We start from the raw sequence: 22,771 nt of genomic DNA on the forward strand, positions 1-22,771 counted from the left end.
CAACTCAGGCGGTTCATTGCTGTGATCGCGGCCCGGGCGCCGTTCGGGCTGGAGCGGGGCAGAGACACGAGTACAAGCCCGGCCGCGTGCGGTGAGCGGAGCGGTCCGCCTTGATCCAGTAGACAAGGCCGTAACTCAGCCGTAGCGGGCTCAGACCCACTTCACCTCTGAGCGGATGCGCGAGGAGGCGGCCGGCTTCGGCAGGGGTGTACGGAGGCTTTGCTTCGGGGACGCCGGCCGACGTCCGTCAACGTCGGCAGCAGTCAGCGCGGCCGTTGCCTCTTCCTCGCTCGCCCCCGCCAGGGCCTCCGCCACCCGATCGACTGCCCCGCTCGCCTCAGTGCGCGTGGCCGCTCGAAGTCGGCGTCGGGCCTGCGTTCTTCACCGTCAGAGGCAGCAGCTTCTTGCCGGTTGGGCCGATTTGGATGCTGGTGTCCATCTGCGGGCACACCCCGCAGTCGAAGCAGGGGGTCCAGCGGCAGTCTTCTACCTCTGTTTCGTCCAGGGCGTCCTGCCAGTCCTCCCAGAGCCAGTCCTTGTCGAGGCCCGAGTCCAGGTGGTCCCAGGGCAGGACTTCCTCGTAGGTGCGCTCGCGGGTGGTGTACCAGTCGACGTCGACGCCGAAGGGGGCCAGGGCCTTGTCGGCACAGGCCATCCAGCGGTCGTAGGAGAAGTGCTCGCGCCAGCCGTCGAAGCGGCCGCCGTCCTCGTAGACCGCGCGGATCACCGCGCCGATGCGGCGGTCGCCGCGGGAGAGCAGGCCCTCGACGATGCCGGGCTTGCCGTCGTGGTAGCGGAAGCCGATCGAGCGGCCGTACTTCTTGTCGCCGCGGATCTTGTCCCGCAGCTTCTCCAGGCGGGCGTCCGTCTCCTCGGCCGACAGCTGCGGGGCCCACTGGAAGGGCGTGTGCGGCTTGGGGACGAAGCCGCCGATCGAGACCGTGCAGCGGATGTCGTTGGAGCCGGAGACCTCGCGGCCCTTCTGGATGACATGGGTCGCCATGTCGGCGATCTGGAGGACGTCCTCGTCGGTCTCGGTCGGCAGGCCGCACATGAAGTACAGCTTCACCTGGCGCCAGCCGTTGCCGTAGGCGGTCGCCACCGTGCGGATCAGGTCCTCCTCCGAGACCATCTTGTTGATGACCTTGCGGATGCGTTCCGAGCCGCCCTCCGGGGCGAAGGTCAGGCCGGAGCGGCGGCCGTTGCGGGTCAGCTCGTTGGCCAGGTCGATGTTGAAGGCGTCCACGCGCGTGGAGGGCAGGGACAGACCGATCTTGTCGTCCTCGTAGCGGTCGGCCAGGCCCTTGGCGATGTCGCCGATCTCCGAGTGGTCGGCCGACGACAGCGACAGCAGGCCGACCTCCTCGAAGCCCGTCGCCGTCAGGCCCTTGTCGACCATCTCGCCGATGCCGGTGATGGAGCGCTCGCGCACCGGGCGGGTGATCATGCCGGCCTGGCAGAAGCGGCAGCCGCGCGTGCAGCCGCGGAAGATCTCCACGGACATGCGTTCGTGGACCGTCTCCGCGAGCGGCACCAGCGGCTGCTTGGGGTAGGGCCACTCGTCGAGGTCCATCACCGTGTGCTTGGAGACGCGCCACGGGACGCCGGACTTGTTGGGGACCACTCGGGCGATCCGGCCGTCGGGGAGGTATTCGACGTCGTAGAACGCCGGGACGTACACCCCGCCCGTCTTCGCGAGCCGGAACAGGACCTCCTCGCGGCCGCCGGGGCGGCCCTCGGCCTTCCACTCGCGGATGATCCGGGTCAGGTCGAGCACGGCCTGTTCGCCGTCGCCGATCACGGCCGCGTCGATGAAGTCGGCGATCGGCTCCGGGTTGAAGGCCGCGTGGCCGCCGGCCAGCACGATCGGGTCGTCGGTGGTGCGCTCGCGCGACTCCAGCGGGATCCCGGCCAGTTCCAGGGCCGTGAGCATGTTCGTGTAGCCCAGCTCCGTGGAGAAGGACAGGCCGAACACGTCGAAGGCGCGGACCGGGCGGTGACTGTCCACCGTGAACTGCGGCACGCCGTGCTCACGCATCAGCGCCTCCAGGTCCGGCCAGACGCTGTAGGTGCGCTCGGCGAGGACGCCGTCCTGCTCGTTGAGTACTTCGTAGAGGATCATGACGCCCTGGTTGGGCAGGCCGACCTCGTAGGCGTCCGGGTACATGAGCGCCCAGCGGACATCGCAGGAGTCCCACGGCTTGACCGTGGAATTGAGCTCTCCGCCGACGTACTGGATCGGCTTCTGCACATGCGGGAGCAGGGCTTCGAGCTGTGGGAAGACGGATTCCGCGGCCTCGGCGGCTTCGGCAGGCATCTCGCGAACCTTCGTGAGCTGAAAGGGGTGACCACCAAGCCTAACCCGCTCGGCGGCCTTGCCCGCACGCTCAGCCGGGCGCCCGGGAGGCGGCCTGCTGCCAGGCGTCGGGCAGCTCGGCCTCCACCGCCGCCGCCCGCTGCTCCTCGCGCCCGTACAGCACCCCGTAGGTGAACGTGTTCTCCCCGGCCGCGTGGGCGACGGCGGACAGCTCACGCAGCGCCTGGCGGGCCATGACGCTGTCCTGGTGGTCGCCGAGCAGGGTCTGCAGGGACTTCATGGCCTGGGCGAGGTCGGCGGCCGGGTCGCCGAGCACCGGAGTGGCGGCCTCCGCGGCGTACCGGGTCCGCTTGGACTTCTTGCGGGCCTCGTGGATCGCCACGTCGCGTTCGCGGCTGGGCGGGAGGTCGATCGCCTGCTGGATCAGCGCCGAGACCTTGGCGTACTCCGTGCGCAGGGCCTTGGCGATCACTTTTTTCGGCTTGTCGGCCGCGGCCGGGAGCAGCGGGGGGTCGGTGACCAGGGCGTCGAGGGTGTCGAGCAGGGTCAGATAGCGCCGGGAGTCCAGGACGCCGGCGAGCCGGCGGCGCGATCCGCCGCGGCGGGTCCTCGCCCAGGTGCGCAGCCGGGCGCGGACGGGTCCTGCGACGAGGGTGCGGGGCAGTTCGGCGAGGGCCGCGGTGACGCGTTCGGTGAGTACTTCGCGGTCGCGGTCCACGCCGAGTTCGGCGGCGAGCCACTTCAGCTCGTCGCCGATGGGGTCGGTGACGGTGCGGTCGAGGACCTTGCCGTAGCAGCGCAGGGCGCTGCGCATCCGGCGGGTGGCGACGCGCATGCGGTGCACGGAGTCGTACGCGTCGCGTCGTACGGCCGGGTCGAGTTCGATGATCGCGTCGCGCTGGGCGCGGACGTAGGCGAGGACGTGGTCGCCCGCGGTGACGGGTTCGGCGGGTGTCTCCGGGCGTTCGGGGCGGTCCGTGCCGTCCGGCGGTGCGGTGTCGGCGAGGGCGCGGGCCAGCTTGGACGGGGACGCGGAGGGTTGTACGCCCGCCTTGCGCAGCCGCTTGTCCACCTTGTCGAGGAGGCCGGGGGCGGTTCCTTCGGCGAGTTCCACCTCGATCTCGGTCCACTGGGCGGTGCCGCCGTGGCCGGTGAGCCGTTCGGCGGTGACGGTGTCCACGCTGACCTCGGCGAGGAGTGTGCCGTCGGCGTCGACGAGGTGGCGCAGGTCGCGGGCGGTGCGCAGCCGGACGACGGGGATCAGTGCGGCGTCGCGGGTCCGGGAGCGGGTGAGGGATACGAGGGTGCCGGGGACGCGGTCGGAGAGCGGGGCGTGGATCTCGTCGCGGACGCCGGGGGCGACCGGGAGTTTGAGGTGCCAGCCGGCGTCGGTGCCGCCGGTGCGGCGGCGCAGGGTGACGGCGTGCGCGGCCAGGCGCTCGTCGGCGGTGTCGTAGTAGGTGGCGTCGAGTTGTACGACGCCCCGGTCCAGGACGTCCGCCACTGCGGTGACGCCGGTCAGGTCGGGCAGACCGCTCTCGTCGGCTTCGTACTTGCGCTCGATCTCGCGCTTCGCTTCCGCCATGGACCGAATCTAGTGGCAGCAGGGCCGGTACGGCAGGGTCAGGCCCGGGTGAAGGGCGGGAAGACTTCCGCTGTCACCCGGGTGAACCCGGCCGGCCGGTCTCAGGCGGACATGGGGCGCTGCACCCGGATCGACTGGAGCAGCCCCACCGCCACCCATACCGCGAACATCGACGTGCCGCCGTAGGAGACGAACGGCAGGGGCAGTCCGGTCACCGGCATGATGCCGAGGGTCATGCCGATGTTCTCGAACGCCTGGAAGGCGAACCAGGCGACGATCCCGGCGGCGACGATGGTGCCGTACAGCTCGGTCGTCTCGCGGGCGATCCGGCAGGCCCGCCACAGGACCACGCCGAGCAGGACGATGATCAGGCCGGCGCCGACGAATCCCAGTTCCTCGCCGGCGACCGTGAAGACGAAGTCGGTCTGCTGTTCCGGTACGAACTGGCCGGTGGTCTGTGAGCCGTGGAACAGCCCGGCGCCGGTCAGCCCGCCCGACCCGATGGCGATCCGGGCCTGGTTGGTGTTGTAGCCGACGCCGGACGGGTCGAGGCTCGGGTTGGCGAAGGCGGCGAACCGGTTGATCTGGTAGTCGTCCAGGATGTGCAGCTGCCATACGGCGATCGCGCCGAAGGCGCCCGCCGCGATCAGGCCGAAGATCCAGCGGTTGGACGCGCCGGAGGCGAGCAGCACGCCCAGGACGATGATGATCATGACCATGACCGAGCCGAGGTCGGGCATGAGCAGTACGACCAGGATCGGTACGGCGGCCAGCCCCAGGGCCTGGAGGACGGTGCGGTGGTCGGGGTACTTCTTGTCGCCGGCGTCGACCCGGGCGGCGAGCAGCATGGCCATGCCGAGGATGATCGTGACCTTCACGAACTCGGACGGCTGGAGCGAGAAGCCGCCGCCGAGCACGATCCACGAGTGGGCGCCGTTGACGGTGGAGCCGACCGGGGTGAGCACCAGCAGCACGCCGAGGAGCGAGAGGCCGTACAGGATCGGTACGGCGTTGCGCAGGGCGCGGTGGCCGAGCCAGACGGTGCCGATCATCAGGCCGAACCCGATGCCGGTGTTCATGAGGTGGCGGATGAGGAAGTAGTACGGGTCGCCCTGGTTGATCTCGGTGCGGTTGCGGGTCGCGGAGTAGACCAGCAGGGAGCCGAGCAGGGACAGGGCGAGGGCGGCGAGCAGTATCGGCCAGTCGAGGCGGCGGGCCAGTGAGTCGCGGGCGAAGAGGCGGGTCCAGCCGGCCCTGTCGGGCCCGTACCCGGAGACGGAGAAGCTGTTCGCGCCGGTCATGTGAGCACCCTCCGGCTGCCCCGGCGGCGTGGCCGCCGTCTGCGGGTGTTGCTGTTGCCCGTGCCGGGCGAGGTGGTCGCCGCGGGCGGTGTGCCGTCGGTGGACGCCGACGGCGACGGGGAGGTCAGCACGTCCTTGACCGGGTCGTCGGAGATCTTCGGGGAGGTGATCGTGCCGTCCGTGCGGACCTTGGGCAGGCCCTTCTGCGGGGTGGGCAGCAGCGCCTTCTTGTTGTCGATGGAGCCGTCCGCCTGGACGCCGTACAGCGCGTTGTAGATGTTGCGCACGGCTTCACCGGAGGCCCCGGAACCGGTACCGGCCTGGGCGATGGTCATGATGACCGTGTAGTCCTTGGAGTACGTGGCGAGCCAGGACGTGGTCTGTTTGCCGTAGACCTCGGCGGTGCCGGTCTTGGCGTGCAGCGGGATCTTGTTCTGCGGCCAGCCGCCGAACTTCCAGGCGGCGGTGCCGCGGGTGACCACGCCGGCGAGGGCGTCGTCCATGCCCTTGAGCGCGGCCTGGTTGATCGGCAGTTTGCCGTGCGCCTTGGGCTTGATCTCCTGGACGGTCTTGCCGTCGGCGCTGATGACCGCCTTGCCCAGGGTGGGCGTGTACATGGTGCCGCCGTTGGCGAGGGCGCCGTAGATCACGGCCTCCTGGATCGGGGTGACGAGGGTGTCGCCCTGCCCGATGGAGTAGTTGATCTCGTCACCGGCGCGCATCTGGTTGCCTTCGAGGCAGTTCTCGTAGGCGATCTTCTCGACGTAGGAGCCGTCCTTCTTGCCGCTCTTGCACCAGGCGTCCTTGTTGGCCTCCCAGTACGCCTGCTTCCACTGGCGGTCGGGGACGCGGCCGGTGACCTCGTTGGGCAGGTCGATGCCGGTCTCCTTGCCGAGGCCGAACTGGTGGGCGGCCTTGAAGAAGTAGTCCTTGGCCTGGCCCTTCTTCGGGTTGATGCCGCCGTCCTTCTTCCACTCGTTGTGGGCGAGGCCGTAGAAGACGGTGTCGCAGGACACCTCAAGGGCCCGGCCGAGCGAGATGGGTCCGAAGTTCTCGCCCTCGAAGTTCTTGAAGACCTGGTTGCCGACCGAGTAGGAGCTGGTGCAGGGGTAGCCGCCGTTCCAGGTGTAGCCGGCCTCGACGGCGGCGGCCGTGGAGACCACCTTGAATGTCGAACCGGGCGCGGACTGACCCTGTATGGCCCGGTTGAGCAGCGGGTAGTCGGAGTTCTTCCCGGTGAGGGCCTGGTAGTCCTTGGCGGAGATGCCGCCGACCCAGACGTTCGGGTCGTAGGTCGGCGCGGAGGCCATGGCGACGACCCGGCCGGTCCTCGCCTCCATGACGACGACGGCACCGGAGTCCGCCTTGTAGTTGGTCCCGGTGATCTTGTCGAACTGCTGGCGGGCCGTCTTCATCGCCTTGTCCAGCTCGAACTCGGCGACGCGCTGCACCCGGGAGTCGATGCTGGTGACCAGGTTGGCACCGGGTTCGGCGGCGTCGGACTCGGCCTTGCCGATGACACGGCCGAGGTTGTCGACCTCGTAGCGGGTGACGCCTGCCTTGCCGCGCAGCTCCTTGTCGTACTGGCGCTCCAGACCGCTGCGGCCGACCATGTCGGAGCGCAGATACGGCGAGTCGCTGTCCTTGGCCTGCTGGATCTCGTCGTCGGTGACCGGCGAGAGGTAGCCGAGCACCTGGGCGGTGTTGGCCTTGCCGGGGCCCGGGTAGCGGCGTACGGCCTCCGGCTCGGCGGTGATGCCGGGGAAGTCCTCGGAGCGCTCGCGGATCTGCAGGGCCTGTTTGGGGGTGGCCTCGTCGGTGATGGGGATCGGCTGGTACGGCGAGCCGTTCCAGCACGGCTGCGGGGTCTTGGCGTCGCACAGCCGGACCTTCAGCATGACCTCCTCGGGGGACATGCCGAGGACGTCGGCCAGCTTGGTGAGGACCGCCTTGCCGTCGTCCTTCTGCTTGAGCAGTTCGGTACGGGAGGCGGAGACCACGAGGCGGGTCTCGTTGTCGGCGAGCGGCACGCCGCGCGCGTCCAGGATGGCGCCGCGCACGGCGGGCGCGACGACCTGCTGGACGTGGTTGCCGGACGCCTCCTTCTGGTAGGCGGCGCCCTCGCGGATCTGGAGGTACCACAGCCGGCCGCCGAGGGTGCCGAGCAGGGAGAGGACGAGGATCTGGATGACGACGAGCCGGATCTGAACCCGTGGGGTCCGCCCGGTCTCCGGGATGTTAGTCATGGGCGAAGCCCATTCCTTCAAGGGTGGTGGTGGGAGACGGGTGGGCGTTGGTCACTGTGGTTGCCGCCCCCTCTCAGTGGATGCCTGTGTCATATCCGATGAAGCTGTGCACGTCCGTCGTGAACTGCCGTGGTCTCACAGCCGCTTGACCCCCTTGATACGGCCGACGCGCGTGCTGCGGATGCGGGCCTTGGCCTTCAGACCGCCGAGGCCGCCGCGCTGGCCGCCGATGCGCAGCCCCGTGCCGGAGGAGAGCCAGCCGGAGGAGATGTCCGTGCCCTTGGCCGCCGCACCGCTCTCGGCGAGCGGGTCGTTCTCGGCGCGGCGGGCCAGGGCCATGATCCCGGGCACCACGAACGGCGCCAGCAGCAGGTCGTACAGGGCGGCGGTGAACAGCAGTCCGCCGAGGCCGACATGGCGGGCGGCGGTGTCGCCGACGAGGGCGCCGACGCCCGCGTACAGCAGGGTGGAGCCGATCGCGGCGGCGACCACCACGAGCATGGAACCGGTGGCCGACTTGAGCCGGCCGTAGTCGGGTTTGGCGAGCCCGGCGAGATAGCCGATGACGCACAGCACCAGGGCGTAGCGGCCGGCGGCGTGGTCGGCGGGCGGCGCGAGGTCGGCGAGCAGGCCCGCGCCGAAGCCGACGAGGGCGCCGCCGACATGGCCGTACACCAGGGCCAGGCCGAGGACGGTGAGCAGCAGCAGATCGGGGACGGCGCCCGGCAGGTGCAGGCGGGCGAGGACGCTCACCTGGAGCACCAGGGCGACGACGACCAGGGCGGTGGAGAGCAGGATCCGGTTGACGCGCATGGGGGATTCAGCTCCTACTGCTGCTGATCGGTCGTGTCGGTCTGCGGCTGATCGGTGCCGCCGTTCTGCGGCTGATCGGTGCTGCTGTCCCGCTGCCGGCCGGTGCTGTCGTTCTGCTGCTGGTCGCCGCCGTTGTTCTGCTGACGGTCGGTGCCGTTGTTCTGCTGCCGGTCGCCGGTGCCGGCCGCGTTCGCGGACGGGGTCACCGTGACGGTCACCGTCGGGGTCGGGGTCGGCTTGGGTTTGGCCGGGAGCACCTGGTCACGCGGGTCCTTCTTGGGGGCCTGGACGACGACGCCGACGATGTCGAGCTTGGTGAAGCCGACGTACGGCGTGACGGACAGGATCCGGGTCAGACCGCCGCCGGAGGGGTCGACACGGGAGACGACGCCGACGGGCACGCCGGGCACGAAGGGCCGGTCGGCCTGCGAGCCGAAGGTGACGAGCCGGTCGCCCTTCTTCACCTCCGCCTTGCCGTTGAGGAGTTCGACGCGCAGCGGGCGGTCGCCCTGCCCGGAGGCGAAGCCGAGTTCGTCGCTGCCCTCCAGGCGGGTGCCGACGGTGAAGTCGGGGTCGCTGGCGAGCAGCACCGTGGCGGTGTCGGGTCCGACGGTGGTGACCCGCCCCACGAGTCCGTCGCCGTTGAGGACGGTCATGTCGCGCTTGATGCCGTCGCCTGCGCCGACGTCGATGGTGATGGTCCAGGAGAAGCCCTGGGCCGCTCCTATGGCGATGACCTGGGCGCCCTTGATGCCGTACTGGCCCTCACCCGCGATCTTCAGCATCTTGTCGAGCTGATTGAGGCGGCTGCGGTTGCGGTCGTCGCTGCCGAGCTTCGCCTTGAGGGCCGCGTTCTCCTTCTCCAGCCGGGCGAGCCGGTCATGGCGTTCACCGGAGTCGCGGATCGCGGAGACCGCGTTGCCGACGGGATCGACCGCCGAGGACACCCCGTTCTCGATCGGACCGAAGACCGCTGCCGCGGCCTGCCGGGCACCGTCGACCGGGGAGTTCTGGCCGCCGCGGATATCCACCGTGATCAGCGCGAACGCGATGGCGATCAGCAGCACCAGGAGCAGCCGGCTCTCTTTCGTGTCCCTCACGTGCGGCGGCCGTGCCCTTCCTATAGGAATTCGGGTGGCCCCCTCGGAGCGCGAACCCTAAGCGCACACCCTGGGGGCCCAATTGCGGGAGCTTATGCCTCTATATCAACGATCCGCCGTACGAGAGGGGATCATCTCGTACGGCGGAATCGAAGAGTTGTGTCATCTGCGCGGCTGAGCGTCCAGAACCTGCTGAAGCGCCTCGAACTCCTCGACGCACTTGCCGGAGCCCAACGCCACGCTGTCCAGCGGGTCCTCGGCGATGTGGATCGGCATGCCGGTCTCCCGGCGCAGCCGCTCGTCGAGGCCGCGCAGCAGGGCGCCGCCGCCGGTCAGCACGATGCCGCGGTCCATGATGTCGCCGGACAGCTCCGGCGGACACTTGTCGAGGGTCGTCTTGACCGCGTCGACGATCGCGTTGACGGGCTCCTCGATCGCCTTGCGCACCTCGGCGGCGGAGATGACGACCGTCTTGGGCAGCCCGGACACGAGGTCCCGGCCGCGGATTTCGGTGTGCTCGTCGGAGTCGAGGTCGTACGCCGAACCGATCGTGATCTTGATCTGCTCGGCCGTCCGCTCACCGAGGAGGAGGGAGTACTCCTTCTTGATGTGCTGGATGATCGCGTTGTCCAGTTCGTCGCCCGCGACGCGGATGGACTGGGCGGTGACGATGCCGCCGAGCGAGATGACCGCGACCTCCGTGGTACCGCCGCCGATGTCCACCACCATGTTGCCCGTGGCCTCGTGGACCGGCAGCCCGGAGCCGATGGCGGCGGCCATGGGCTCCTCGATGATGTGCACCTGGCGGGCGCCGGCCTGGGACGACGCCTCGATGACGGCGCGGCGCTCGACGCCGGTGATACCGGAGGGCACGCAGACGACGACACGCGGCCGGGCGAGATACCGCCGCTTGTGGATCTTCAGGATGAAGTAGCGGAGCATCCGCTCGGTGATCTCGAAGTCGGCGATGACACCGTCCTTCAGCGGGCGCACGGCCACGATGTTGCCCGGCGTCCGTCCGATCATCTTCTTCGCTTCGGCACCGACCGCGAGGATGCCACCGGTGTTGGTGTTGATCGCGACCACGGACGGCTCGTTGAGTACGATCCCGCGACCCCTGACGTACACCAGCGTGTTGGCGGTCCCGAGGTCGACAGCCATGTCACGGCCGATGAACGACATTGAGTTCCCCATCAGGATTCGTCTGGCCTTCCTGGGAGCTTTTGAGGGCTTTTCAGGTCGGCGAAGTGGGTGCGGTGACGTGAAGGCTTCCATGGTAGACGCGCCTGCACGAACACTGCGCGAGGGTCTTCGCCATTGTCATCATGCGCGCAGCCGCCTCGCTTGTGGAGACGGGCCAACGGGGGCACTCGTTCCCCCGATCGCCACGCATATGCCGAGCGGCGGCCGATAAGGTACGCCAACCACAGCTCAGGCGCCCGCTGCCGCTGACGCGCCCTCAGAAATTTCCGCAGAACTTCCCCGAACGACGGACACCACAACCCATCTGGCCGAACCCGGACGCCCCGGCTACGGCGGCAGCCCCGGCTACGGCGGCAGCGGGGGGCGGGGCTGCCGGGGCGGGTGCGGCACCGTCGTGGCTGAGCGCGCCGTTCCCCGCGCCCCCCTGCGGGGCGCCGACCCCGCCCGGAGTCGATCCGGCAGCGGGGCAGCGGGGGACGTGATTCGAGTGCGGCACCGTCGTGGCTTAGCGCGCAGTTCCCCGCGCCCCCTGCGGGGCGCCGGCCCAGCCCGGGGTCGATCCGGCAACGGGGCAGCGGGGGGCGGGTGCAGCGCCGTCGTGGCTTAGCGCGCCGTTCCCCGCGCCCCCTGGGGGCGCGGGGTCGTGGGGTTAGGCGTGGCTGGGGAAGAAGAGTTTGATTTCGCGGGCTGCCGATTCCTCGGAGTCCGACGCGTGGATCAGGTTCTCGCGGACGATCACGCCGTAGTCGCCGCGGATCGAACCGGGCGCCGCGGCGATCGGGTCGGTCGGGCCCGCCAGGGCACGCAGCCCCTCGATCACCCGCTCGCCCTCGACGATCAGCGCCACCACGGGACCGGACGCCATGAACTCGACCAGCGGCTCGTAGAAGGGCTTGCCCTTGTGCTCGCCGTAGTGCTGCTCCAGCGTGTCCTCGTCAAGCGTGCGCAGCTCAAGCGCGGTGATCCGCCAGCCGGCCTTCCGTTCGATACGGCTGATGATCTCGCCGGTCAAGCCACGCCGGACGGCGTCGGGCTTGAGGAGGACGAGGGTGCGCTGAGTCACGAGAGGGCTCCTTCGTGCGGACATGTGCGGTGGGACGAGGTTACAGGGCGTGTCCGGCACCTCATTACGCAGCGTCAGCTCCCGAGGCCCCGGCCCGCGCGGCCTGCGCGGCGAACCTCGCCTTCGCCTCGTCGATCTTCCGCCCGAAGTGCACGGACGCCCACCACAGCGCCGCGAACATCACGCCGAGGAAGAACATCGTCGGCACGACGAACCCGGAGGCGATCAGCGCGATCTGCAACGCCCAGCCCAGCGCCACGCCCCCACGCCGTGTCACCGCACCGCACAGCAGCACGCACAGGAACATCGCGATACCGCTGACCGTCCACACCGTCGACGTCGTCAGATCCGGGTCCTTCATCGCGACCAGCCCGGCGAAGCCGATGATGAAGACCTCGCCGATCAAGGTCGAGGAGCACAGCGTACGCATCGGTCTCTCAGCCCTTTCCGAGCAGCAGTCGGGCCTCACCCACGGTGATGACCGAGCCCGTGACCAGCACGCCGCCGCCCGCGAACTCGCCCTCTTCCTCGGCCAGGGTGATCGCGGCCTCCAGGGCGTCCGGCAGCCGCGGCTCCACCTGGACCCGCTCCTCCCCGAACACCTCCACGGCGATCGCCGCCAGCTCGTCCGCGTCCATCGCACGGTGACTGGAGTTCTGGGTGACGACGACCTCGGCGAAGATCGGCTCGAATGCCTCCAGCAGCCCGCGTACGTTCTTGTCGCCGCTCGCGCCCACCACGCCGATCAGCCGGCTGAAGTCGAAAGCCTCCGCGACCGCCTCGGCCGTGGCCCGCGCGCCCGCCGGGTTGTGCGCCGCGTCCAGGACGACGGTCGGCGAGCGCCGTACCACCTCCAGGCGGCCCGGCGAGGACACGGCCGCGAAGGCCCTGCGGACGGTGTCGATGTCCAGCGGCTCGGCGCGCTGCGCGCCGACGCCGAAGAACGCCTCCACCGCGGCCAGCGCCACGGCCGCGTTGTGCGCCTGGTAGGCGCCGTGCAGCGGGAGGTACACCTCCGGGTACTCGCCGCCGAGCCCGCGCAGCGTCAGCAACTGGCCGCCGACCGCGACCTGCCGCGCCAGCACCCCGAACTCCAGGCCCTCACGGGCCACCGTCGCGTCGACCTCCACGGCCTTCTTCAGCAGCACCTGCGCCGCGTCCACCGGCTGCTGCGCCATGATCACGGTCGCGCCCTGCTTGATGATCCCGGCCTTCTCGCCGGCGATCTCCGCGTGGGTGACGCCGAGCCGGTCGGTGTGGTCCAGGTCGATGGGCGTGACCACGGCGACGTCCGCGTCGATCACGTTCGTCGCGTCCCAGCTGCCGCCCATGCCCACCTCGACGACGGCCACGTCGGCCGGCGCGTCCGCGAAGGCGGCGTACGCCATGCCGGTCAGCACCTCGAAGAAGGAGAGCCGGTACTCCTGCTGGGCGTCGACCATCTCGATGTACGGCTTGATGTCCCGGTACGTCTCGATGAACCGCTCGGCGGAGATCGGGGCGCCGTCCAGGCTGATCCGCTCGGTGATCGACTGGACGTGCGGCGAGGTGTAGCGGCCGGTACGCAGCTCGAAGGCGCCGAGCAGGGCCTCGATCATGCGGGCCGTGGACGTCTTGCCGTTGGTGCCCGTGATGTGGATCGACGGGTACGCCCGCTGCGGCTCCCCCAGCACGTCGACGAGCGCCGCGATGCGGGTGACGGAGGGTTCCAGCTTGGTCTCGCCCCAGCGGGTGGCCAGCTCCGCCTCGACCTCGCGCAGGGCCTTGTCGACCTCGGGGTCGGTCGGCCGGGCGGGTGCGTCGGCCTGGGCCGGGCCGCCCTGGGTGCGCAGGGTGCGGCTGCCGGCCTCGATCACCGCGAGGTCGGGGTCGCGGGAGGTCTCGGCTTCGATGATCTCGTCGAAGCCGTCGAGGGGGGCGGAGTGGTCGTTCTCTTGCGGGGCGTCGCTCACGGGGTCAAGTCTACGGACGCGCTGCGCTGGCTTCGGCGGTTGGGGTTGGCTGGGGGTTCGCTTGTGAGTGCGGGGTGCCTGCGGCGCCGGTGCGGGGTGGCTGGGGCTTCGCTTGTGGGTGCGGGTGCGTTGTGGCTTGTCGCGCAGTTCCCCGCGCCCCTTCGATGCGGTGCCCGTCATCTGGCGGGTGCAGCGCCGTCGTGGCTTGTCGCGCAGTTCCCCGCGCCCCTACCGGGCGCGTTTGTGGCCCCGGTGGCTGCGATTGAACGGCGCCTGCCGGTACGGGGCGGGGCGGCATCGTTTGTGGGTGCGGGTGGGGTGTGGCTTGGCGCGCAGTTCCCCGCGCCCCTTTCGCTTTCGGGCGCGGGGGACTGTGGGTGGGGGGTTAGGTCGGGGGGAGGTTGGTCAGTTGGGATTGGATGCGGGTGATGTCCTCGTCGGCCTTGGTCAGGCGGGTGCGGATTTTTTGGATCACCTGGTCGGGGGCCTTGGCCAGGAACGCCTCGTTGGCCAGCTTGGCCTGGGCCTGCTGGCGTTCCTTCTCCGCGGCGGCCAGGTCCTTGGCGAGCCGCTTGCGCTCCGCGGCCACGTCGATCGTGCCGGACAGGTCCAGCGCGACCTCGGCGCCGGAGACCGGCAGGGTCGCCGTGGCCGTGAAGGAGTCGCCCTCCGGCTGGAGCCGCAGTAGCTGGCGGATGGCCGCCTCGTGGGGCGCCAGCGCCGTGCCGTCCAGGGTGAGGCGGGCCGGGACCCGCTGGCCCGGCTGGAGGCCCTGGTCGGCGCGGAACCGGCGGACCTCCGTGATCACGGACCGCAGGGTCTCGATCTCCCGCTCCGCGTCCGCGTCCCGGAAGGCGCTGTCCGTGGGCCAGTCGGCGATGACGACCGACTCGCCGCCGGTGAGGGTCGTCCACAGGGTCTCGGTGACGAAGGGGACGACCGGGTGCAGCAGCCTGAGGGTGACGTCCAGGACCTCGCCGAGGACGCGCTTGCTGACCTCGGCCGCCTCGCCGCCCGCCTGGAAGGTGGTCTTGGACAACTCGACGTACCAGTCGAAGACCTCGTCCCAGGCGAAGTGGAACAGCGCGTCGGAGAGCTTCGCGAACTGGAAGTCGTCGTAGTAGGCGTCGACTTCGGCGACGACCGAGTTCAGGCGGGAGAGGATCCAGCGGTCCGTCGCGGACATCCGCGACGCGTCCGGCAGCGGGCCCTCGACCGTGGCGCCGTTCATCAGCGCGAAACGGGTCGCGTTCCAGATCTTGTTGGCGAAGTTGCGCGAGCCCTGGACCCAGTCCTCGCCGATCGGCACGTCGACGCCGGGGTTGGCGCCGCGCGCCAGGGTGAAGCGGAGCGCGTCGGAGCCGTACTTGTCCATCCAGTCCAGCGGGTTGACCGCGTTGCCGAAGGACTTCGACATCTTCTTGCCGAACTGGTCGCGGACCATGCCGTGCAGGGCGATGGTGTGGAACGGCGGGATGCCGTCCATCGCGTACAGGCCGAACATCATCATCCGGGCGACCCAGAAGAAAAGGATGTCGTAGCCGGTGACCAGGACGGAGTTCGGGTAGAACTTCGCGAGCGATTCGGTCTGCTCGGGCCAGCCCAGCGTGGAGAACGGCCACAGACCGGAGGAGAACCAGGTGTCGAGGACGTCGGTGTCCTGCGTCCAGCCCGCACCGGTGGGCGGCTGCTCGTCGGGGCCGACGCAGACGACCTCGCCGTCCGGGCCGTACCAGACCGGGATGCGGTGACCCCACCACAGCTGCCGCGAGATGCACCAGTCGTGGAGGTTGTCGACCCAGTCGAAGTACCGCTTCTCCATCTCCTGCGGGTGGATGGTGACCTTGCCCTCGCGGACCGCGTCACCGGCGGCCTTCGCCAGCGGGCCGACCTTGACCCACCACTGCATGGACAGGCGCGGCTCGATGGTGGTCTTGCAGCGCGAGCAGTGGCCGACGCTGTGCACGTACGGCCGCTTCTCGGCGACGATCCGGCCGTCGGCACGCAGGGCGCCGACGATGGCGGAGCGGGCCTCAAGGCGGTCCAGGCCCTGGAAGGGGCCGGGGGCCGTGATGACGGCGTGCTCGTCCATGACGGTGATGGCGGGCAGGTCGTGCCGCTGGCCGATCTCGAAGTCGTTCGGGTCGTGGGCCGGGGTGACCTTGACGGCGCCGGTGCCGAACTCGGGGTCGACGTGCTCGTCGGCGACGACGGGGATGGAGCGGTCGGTGAGCGGCAGCTTGATGAGCTTGCCGACCAGGTGGCGGTAGCGCTCGTCGTCGGGGTGGACGGCGACCGCGGTGTCGCCGAGCATGGTCTCGGCCCGGGTCGTGGCGACGACGATGGTGTCGTCCCCGTCGCCGTACTTCATGGAGACCAGTTCGCCGTCGTCGTCCTGGTACTCGACCTCGATGTCGGAGATCGCGGTCAGGCACCTCGGACACCAGTTGATGATGCGCTCGGCGCGATAGATCAGCTCGTCGTCGTAGAGCCGCTTGAAGATGGTCTGGACGGCCTGCGACAGGCCCTCGTCCATCGTGAAGCGCTCACGGGTCCAGGCGACGCCGTCGCCCAGGCGCCGCATCTGGCCGCTGATCTGCCCGCCGGACTCGGCCTTCCACTGCCAGACGCGCTCGACGAACGCCTCGCGGCCCAGGTCGTGCCGGGACTTGCCCTCCTTCGCCAGCTCCCGCTCGACGACGTTCTGGGTGGCGATGCCGGCGTGGTCCATGCCGGGCTGCCACAGCGTCTCGTGGCCCTGCATGCGCTTGCGGCGCGTGAGGGCGTCGATGAGGGTGTGCTCGAAGGCGTGCCCGAGGTGCAGGCTGCCGGTGACGTTCGGCGGCGGGATGACGATGGTGTACGGAGGCTTGTCGCTCTTCGCGTCGGCCTCGAAGTAACCGCGCTCTACCCAGCGCTCGTACAGCGGCCCCTCTACGTCGGCCGGCGCGTACTGGGTCGGCAGTTCGGTGTCGGGCGCTGGTGGCTGCTGCTGAGCGTTCTCGGTCACGGGGGTCAGTTTAGAGGTGTCACGACCCAGTCCCGAAACGCGTTTGTTCTGTAACGGTGCGGCCCCCGATGCGGTGTGCTTCCTGCTGCTGCGCGAGGATGTGAGGAACGCATAAGCATCTGGAGGGGAACCCAGAAATGAGTCACAACCAGCCGGGCCCGTACGGCGGGCAGCCCCAGCAGCCCGGGCCGTACGGTCAGCCGGGCCCCTACGGCCAGCCGCCGCAGGCACCCCAGCCCGGCTACGGGTACCCCCAGCAGCCGCCCGTGCCGCAGCAGCAGCCGCCGGTGCCGCCGCAGCAGCCGCAGCCCGGTTACGGCTATCCCCAGCAGAACCCTCCGGCTCCGCCCGGCTACGGCTATCCGCAGCAGGGCGGGGTTCCCCCGCAGCAGAACCCGTACGGCCAGCAGCCCTACGGACAGCAGCCGTACGGACAGCAGCCGTACGGCGCCCCGCAGCCCCCGGCCGCCGGCGGCGGCAAGAAGAAGACGGGCCTGGTCATCGGCGCGGTGGCCGTGGTGGCGGCCATCGCGGTCGGCGCCTACTTCGTGCTCGGCGGGGGCGGCGGCAGCGGCTCGGACATCGCCGACGACGGCCCGCACAAGCTGACCACTCCGGACACGGTGCTCACCGAGTACAAGAAGTCCGAGAGCGACAGCAACAGCATGTCGAAGAGCGACCTGAAGGACGCCGAGTCGTGGGGCGTCAAGGACGCCAAGGACGTCAGCGCCTCCTACACGGTGGAGGACAAGAGCAACCCGCTGGGCGGCAAGGTCATCTCCTTCGGTGGTGTCTACGGTTCGATCGACGACCCGGAGCAGGCCGTGGACGGGCTCTTCGCGGCCATGCAGAAGGAGTCCAAGGACGAGAACGTCACCTTCGAGGGAAGTCCCAAGGAGTACCAGCCCAGTTCGCTTGATGGCGCGATCCTCAAGTGCCAGGGCGCGAGCATCGACAACTCAGCCAACGCCTCGTCGGGCATGGCGAAGAAGATGAACGTGACGTACTGCGTGTGGGGCGACCACAGCACCGTCGGCTTCGTGATGCCCATGGAGTACTCGGACATCGCCGCCGGCAAGGCCACCGACCCGGCGGCGGCGGCCGAGACGACGGCCAAGTTCCGCAAGGAAGTGCGCGTCAAGATCTGACGCCGCCGCCTCCCGGCCACCCGGCACAGGAAAGCCCCGGTCCTTCGCGGCCGGGGCTCTGCGCTGGGTGGGCTCGGGCTTCGGGCTACGCCGTCTTCTGTTCGCCCGGGCCGCGCCCGCGGGCGTCGCGGGGGATCAGGGTCGGGTTGACGTTCGACAGGACGACGTCGGCCGTGATGACGACGCGGGCCACGTCCTTGCGGGACGGCACCTCGTACATCACCGCCTGAAGGACCTCTTCCATGATGGCGCGCAGGCCACGGGCGCCGGTCTGCCGCAGGATCGCCTGGTCGGCGATGGCCTCCAGCGCCTCACGTTCGAAGTCCAGTTCCACACCGTCGAGTTCGAACAGCCGCTGGTACTGCTTCACCAGGGCGTTACGCGGCTCGACGAGGATCTGCAGCAGCGCCTTGCGGTCGAGGTTGTGGACCGAGGTGATCACCGGGAGACGGCCGATGAACTCGGGGATCATGCCGAACTTGACCAGGTCCTCCGGCATGACGTCCTCGAAGACGTCCTTGGACTCCAGCTCGCGCTTGGAGCGGATCGTCGCGCCGAAACCGATGCCCTTGGCGCCGGCCCGGGCCTCGATGATCTTCTCCAGGCCGGCGAAGGCACCGCCCACGATGAACAGCACGTTCGTCGTGTCGATCTGGATGAACTCCTGGTGCGGATGCTTGCGGCCGCCCTGCGGCGGCACCGAGGCGGTGGTGCCCTCCAGGATCTTCAGCAGGGCCTGCTGGACGCCCTCGCCCGAGACATCACGGGTGATCGAGGGGTTTTCACTCTTGCGCGCGACCTTGTCGATCTCGTCGATGTAGATGATCCCGGTCTCGGCCTTCTTGACGTCGTAGTCCGCCGCCTGGATCAGCTTGAGCAGGATGTTCTCGACGTCCTCGCCGACGTAGCCCGCCTCCGTGAGCGCCGTGGCGTCGGCGATCGCGAAGGGGACGTTCAGCATGCGCGCGAGGGTCTGCGCGAGCAGGGTCTTGCCGGAGCCCGTGGGGCCCAGCAGGAGAATGTTGGACTTCGCCAACTCGATGGCGTCGTCACGGCCTTGAGCGCCGCCGTTCTCGCCCGCCTGGACCCGTTTGTAGTGGTTGTACACCGCGACGGACAGGGCCTTCTTCGCGGCCTCCTGGCCGACCACATAGCCCTCAAGGAACTCATAGATCTCGCGGGGCTTCGGCAGTTCCTCCCAGCGCACCTCGCTGGTCTCCGCCAGCTCCTCCTCGATGATCTCGTTACAGAGGTCGATGCACTCGTCGCAGATGTACACACCGGGCCCTGCGATGAGCTTCTTGACCTGCTTCTGGCTCTTGCCGCAGAACGAGCACTTGAGCAGATCGCCGCCGTCACCGATGCGTGCCACGGTGTGCTTCCCCTTCGCCTGGGAGCCGCCTGGACGTCACGGGCCCAACGACTCCTGGTGCTGCCTTATGTCCGACGGTACCTTGCCGAGCCCCCCGTTCGGGCCCCCCTTGGCACGGTTCACTTTGACGTGCACCGCGCCAAGGGCGGCGAAGGAGGTCCCCTTCGCGCTCAACGCACGGGGGAGACCCGCACTCCGTGTCAGCGGACGCTCTCGTTGTTCATCTTGCGGGTGGAGATGATCTGGTCCACCAGGCCGTACTGGAGTGCTTCCTCCGCCGTGAGGATCTTGTCGCGCTCGATGTCCTCGCGCACCTTCTCGATCGGCTGGTTGGAGTGCTTGGCCAGCATCTCCTCCAGCTGCGAACGCATCCGCGTGAACTCGTTCGCGATGATCTCCAGGTCGGAGAGCTGACCGCGGCCGGTGCTGCCGGCGGGCTGGTGGATCAGCACGCGCGAGTTCGGCAGCGCCATGCGCTTGCCCGGCGTACCCGCGGCGAGCAGGATGGCGGCCGCGGAGGCGGCCTGGCCCATGCACACCGTCTGGATGTCGGGCTTCACGAACTGCATCGTGTCGTAGATCGCCGTCAGGGCGGTCATGTCGCCACCGGGGCTGTTGATGTAGATCGAGATGTCCCGGTCCGGGTCCATCGACTCCAGGCACAGCAGCTGCGCCATGACGTCGTTGGCGGAGGCGTCGTCGATCTGGACGCCGAGGAAGATCACGCGCTCCTCGAAGAGCTTCGCGTACGGGTCGTACTCGCGGATGCCCTGGGAGGTGCGCTCCACGAAGCGCGGGATGACATAGCGGCTGTCGGGCCGGGGCCCGTCGTACTGGCCGCTGGCGGCGCCGGGGAAGTTGTTCATGAGGTTCACCGTCCTGGTGGCGTTCTGGGGGCTGGAGACTCGGCGGTGCGGGGCGTGGCCGGGCCGGTCAGGCACCGGTGCCGCCGCCTCCCGGAACACCGGAGGCATGCGTGATGATCTCGTCGATGAGACCGTACTCCTTCGCTTCCTCCGGGGTGAACCAGCGGTCGCGGTCACCGTCGCGGATGATCGTCTCCACGGTCTGGCCGGAGTGCAGCGCGGTCAGCTCGGACATGCGCTTCTTGGTGCGCATCAGGTACTCGGCCTGGATCTTGATGTCCGAGACCGTGCCGCCGAGGCCCGCGGAGCCCTGGTGCATCATGATGTCGGCGTGGGGCAGCGCGAAGCGCTTGCCGGCGGCACCGCCGGTCAGCAGGAACTGGCCCATCGACGCCGCCATGCCCATGGCGATCGTGACCACGTCGTTCGGGATGTACTGCATGGTGTCGTAGATCGCCATGCCGGCCGTCACCGAACCGCCGGGGCTGTTGATGTAGAGGTAGACGTCCTTCGTCGGATCGGCGGCGAGGAGCAGCAACTGCGCGGTGATCTTGTTCGCGATGTCGTCGTCGACCTGCTGGCCGAGGAAGATGATCCGCTCGCCGAGCAGCCGGTTGTAGACCTGGTCGCCGAGGCCGCCACCGATGGAAGGCTCGCCGGCGGCGGAGGGCATCAGATTCGTCACGTATCCACCTGCTCGTCTTACGACGGCGCCGGGCCGTCTCACGTGTTCCTGCGTATTCCTGCGTAATCCTGCCGGGGGCTTCGGGGGACTTCCCTGCCCTCGTATTCATGGACCCTAACGCGCGGGTCCCTTCGGGGAATCCCGTGGACGGGGGTGTTCGCCTCGGGCGTAGCGGGTGGCTCCGCCGGTTGGGCCGTGTGTCTGCGCCGCTGTGGATCGGGCGGGGGGTCTGTGCGGGTGCGTTGTGGCTGGGCGCGCCCGCGCGGCGGAGCCGCATATCGATACGGCCCCGCGCCCCTGGGTGGGCTGCCGCTGGGGGGCTCCAAGGTTGCCGGGGATGTGGCCTGTGCGCCGTGGGGGGGGCGGTGGGGGGTGTGTGCGGGTGCATTGTGGCTTGGCGCGCAGTTCCCCGCGCCCCTGGGTGGGAGCCGCGGAGGGGGCTGCAAGGTTGCCGGGGGTGGGGCTTGGCTCGCCCGCGCGGCGGAGCCGCATATCGATACGGCCCCGCGCCCCTGGGGAGTCCAGAGGCACCGGAGGGGCCCCTGGGGGTTCCCAGGGGCCCCTGGGGGGCTGTGACCGGGGTCAGGACTTCGGGGTTTCCTCGGTGGGGGCGGACTGCTCCGTGGTGGGCTCGTCCTCGTCCTCGTCCTCGTCGTCCAGGTCGACGATCTCGCCGTTGGTGTCCTTCACCGTGGCGGCCTCGACCACGACGGCCAGTGCCTTGCCGCGGGCGACCTCGCCGACCAGCAGCGGCACCTGGCCGCCCTCGACCACGGCCTGGGCGAACTGGTCGGGGGACATGCCGGAGGACGCCGCACGCCGCATGAGGTGCTCGGTCAGCTCCTCCTGGTTGACGTTGAGCTTCTCCGACTTGACCAGCTCGTCGAGCACGAACTGGGTCTTGATGCCCTTGACCGCGGCCTCATGCGTCTCGGTCTCGAACTCCTCGGCGGTCTTGCCCTGGAGCTCCAGGTACTTGTCGAGGCTGAGACCCATCTGGGCGAGCTGGTGGTGCTCCAGGTTGTGCTTGCGGGTGTTGATCTCGTCTTCGAGCAGCTTCTCGGGGACCGGGACCTCGACCAGCTCAAGCAGCTTGTCCAGCACCCGCTCCTGCGCCTGCGTGGCCTGGTCGTACTGCTTCATGTTCGCGAGGCGCTTGCGGCTGTCGGCCCGCAGCTCCTCCAGGGTGTCGAACTCAGAGGCGAGCTGCGCGAAGTCGTCATCCAGCGCGGGCAGTTCCCGGGCGGCGACCTGGGTGACCTTGACGGTGACCTCGGCCGGCCGGCCCGCCGCGGAGCCGCCCTTCAGCTCCGAGGTGAAGGTGGCCTCGCCGCCCGCCTGGAGGCCCGTGACGGCCTCGTCGATGCCGTCCAGCAGCTCACCGGAGCCGATGGTGTAGGAGACGCCCTGCGCGACGCCGTCCTCCAGGACCTCGCCGTCGACCTTGGCCTCCAGATCGACGGTGACGACATCGCCGTCCTCGGCGGCACGCTCGACCGGCGTGGTGGACGCGAAGCGCTCACGCAGCTGCTCGACCGACTTGTCGATGTCCTCGTCGGTGACCTCGATGGCGTCGACCTCGACCTCGATGCCGGAGTAGTCCGGGATCTCCAGGGCCGGGCGGACGTCGACCTCGGCGGTGAAGTTCAGCGTCTCGCCGTCCTTCAGCTCCGTGATGTCGACCTCGGGCTGGCCCAGCGGGTTCAGCTCGGCCTCGTTGACCGCGTCCGTGTAGAACTTGGGGAGCGCGTCGTTGACGGCCTCCTCCAGCACGGCGCCACGGCCGAACCGCTGGTCGATGATGCGGGCCGGGATCTTGCCCTTGCGGAAGCCCTTCACCGTGACCTGCTGGTTGATCTTCTTGTACGCCGCGTCGAGGCTGTCCTTGAGCTCCTCGAAGGGCACCTCGACAGTGAGCCGAACCCGGGTCGGGTTCAGGGTCTCCACGGCGCTCTTCACGGTTCGGTCTCCTTGTGGCTGACTTCTTGGGTTCTGCCGGAGCCAGACAGGTCCGGCGGATTTCGCCGCCCGGAGGAGTTCGTAGGCCGAGTGGGCCGGGACACACGGGCGCGCAGCTTGCATAGTAACCGCAGCGGGTCAGCGCCCCAAA

16 protein-coding genes are annotated in these 22,771 nt (G+C 69.5%); 1 reads left to right on the forward strand and 15 read right to left on the reverse strand.

Annotated features, from left to right (window positions below):
- Nucleotides 1-337: 337 nt before the first annotated feature.
- From AC27LF_RS01950 to AC27LF_RS02000, 11 genes are all read right to left on the reverse strand, one after another.
- Nucleotides 338-2,317: a TIGR03960 family B12-binding radical SAM protein gene (locus tag AC27LF_RS01950; RefSeq protein WP_479656169.1), complete on the reverse strand. Its 1,980-nt coding sequence runs from the start codon at nt 2,315-2,317 to the stop codon at nt 338-340.
- Nucleotides 2,318-2,387: 70 nt separating this feature from the next.
- Complete coding sequence (locus tag AC27LF_RS01955) at nt 2,388-3,902, reverse strand: CYTH and CHAD domain-containing protein (protein ID WP_479656168.1); 1,515 nt, start codon at nt 3,900-3,902, stop codon at nt 2,388-2,390.
- Nucleotides 3,903-4,003: 101 nt separating this feature from the next.
- On the reverse strand, nt 4,004-5,203 hold the full coding sequence (gene rodA / locus AC27LF_RS01960) for a rod shape-determining protein RodA (protein ID WP_479656167.1): 1,200 nt from the start codon (nt 5,201-5,203) through the stop codon (nt 4,004-4,006).
- Entirely contained in the window at nt 5,200-7,449 is a 2,250-nt protein-coding gene (gene mrdA, locus AC27LF_RS01965; RefSeq protein WP_479656166.1) for a penicillin-binding protein 2, read from the reverse strand. Before mrdA ends, rodA begins: the two co-directional genes overlap by 4 nt.
- A gap of 135 nt (nt 7,450-7,584) precedes the next feature.
- Nucleotides 7,585-8,262, reverse strand: coding sequence for a rod shape-determining protein MreD (gene mreD, locus AC27LF_RS01970; RefSeq protein ID WP_479656165.1), 678 nt, complete (start codon nt 8,260-8,262; stop codon nt 7,585-7,587).
- 14 nt (nt 8,263-8,276) lie between these two features.
- On the reverse strand, nt 8,277-9,362 hold the full coding sequence (gene mreC, locus AC27LF_RS01975; protein WP_479656164.1) for a rod shape-determining protein MreC: 1,086 nt from the start codon (nt 9,360-9,362) through the stop codon (nt 8,277-8,279).
- Nucleotides 9,363-9,524: 162 nt separating this feature from the next.
- A complete protein-coding gene (locus AC27LF_RS01980) occupies nt 9,525-10,544 on the reverse strand; it encodes a rod shape-determining protein (protein WP_004001297.1) in 1,020 nt (339 codons plus the stop codon).
- Nucleotides 10,545-11,214: 670 nt separating this feature from the next.
- Nucleotides 11,215-11,628, reverse strand: coding sequence for a nucleoside-diphosphate kinase (gene ndk, locus AC27LF_RS01985; RefSeq protein ID WP_479656163.1), 414 nt, complete (start codon nt 11,626-11,628; stop codon nt 11,215-11,217).
- A gap of 64 nt (nt 11,629-11,692) precedes the next feature.
- Nucleotides 11,693-12,058, reverse strand: a complete 366-nt coding sequence (locus AC27LF_RS01990; protein WP_404039792.1) for a DUF4233 domain-containing protein — start codon at nt 12,056-12,058, stop codon at nt 11,693-11,695.
- A 7-nt stretch (nt 12,059-12,065) separates the two neighbouring features.
- On the reverse strand, nt 12,066-13,580 hold the full coding sequence (gene folC, locus AC27LF_RS01995) for a bifunctional tetrahydrofolate synthase/dihydrofolate synthase (protein ID WP_479656162.1): 1,515 nt from the start codon (nt 13,578-13,580) through the stop codon (nt 12,066-12,068).
- Between the two features lie 385 nt (nt 13,581-13,965).
- Entirely contained in the window at nt 13,966-16,590 is a 2,625-nt protein-coding gene (locus AC27LF_RS02000; protein WP_479656161.1) for a valine--tRNA ligase, read from the reverse strand.
- Nucleotides 16,591-16,727: 137 nt separating this feature from the next.
- Between AC27LF_RS02000 and AC27LF_RS02005 the strand changes: the two genes are divergently transcribed.
- Nucleotides 16,728-17,738, forward strand: coding sequence for a hypothetical protein (locus tag AC27LF_RS02005; protein WP_479656160.1), 1,011 nt, complete (start codon nt 16,728-16,730; stop codon nt 17,736-17,738).
- Nucleotides 17,739-17,823: 85 nt separating this feature from the next.
- On the opposite strand, the gene clpX is transcribed toward AC27LF_RS02005, so the two are convergent.
- The 4 genes from clpX to tig all read right to left on the reverse strand — a co-directional run bounded on the left by clpX (nt 17,824) and on the right by tig (nt 22,620).
- Nucleotides 17,824-19,110, reverse strand: a complete 1,287-nt coding sequence (clpX, locus tag AC27LF_RS02010; RefSeq protein WP_351730321.1) for an ATP-dependent Clp protease ATP-binding subunit ClpX — start codon at nt 19,108-19,110, stop codon at nt 17,824-17,826.
- Nucleotides 19,111-19,310: 200 nt separating this feature from the next.
- Entirely contained in the window at nt 19,311-19,976 is a 666-nt protein-coding gene (locus AC27LF_RS02015; protein ID WP_404039805.1) for an ATP-dependent Clp protease proteolytic subunit, read from the reverse strand.
- Between the two features lie 67 nt (nt 19,977-20,043).
- A complete protein-coding gene (locus tag AC27LF_RS02020; protein WP_388712272.1) occupies nt 20,044-20,649 on the reverse strand; it encodes an ATP-dependent Clp protease proteolytic subunit in 606 nt (201 codons plus the stop codon).
- 594 nt (nt 20,650-21,243) lie between these two features.
- A complete protein-coding gene (gene tig / locus AC27LF_RS02025; RefSeq protein ID WP_479656159.1) occupies nt 21,244-22,620 on the reverse strand; it encodes a trigger factor in 1,377 nt (458 codons plus the stop codon).
- Nucleotides 22,621-22,771: the final 151 nt, after the last annotated feature.

This window comes from Streptomyces diversicolor (assembly GCF_057537855.1).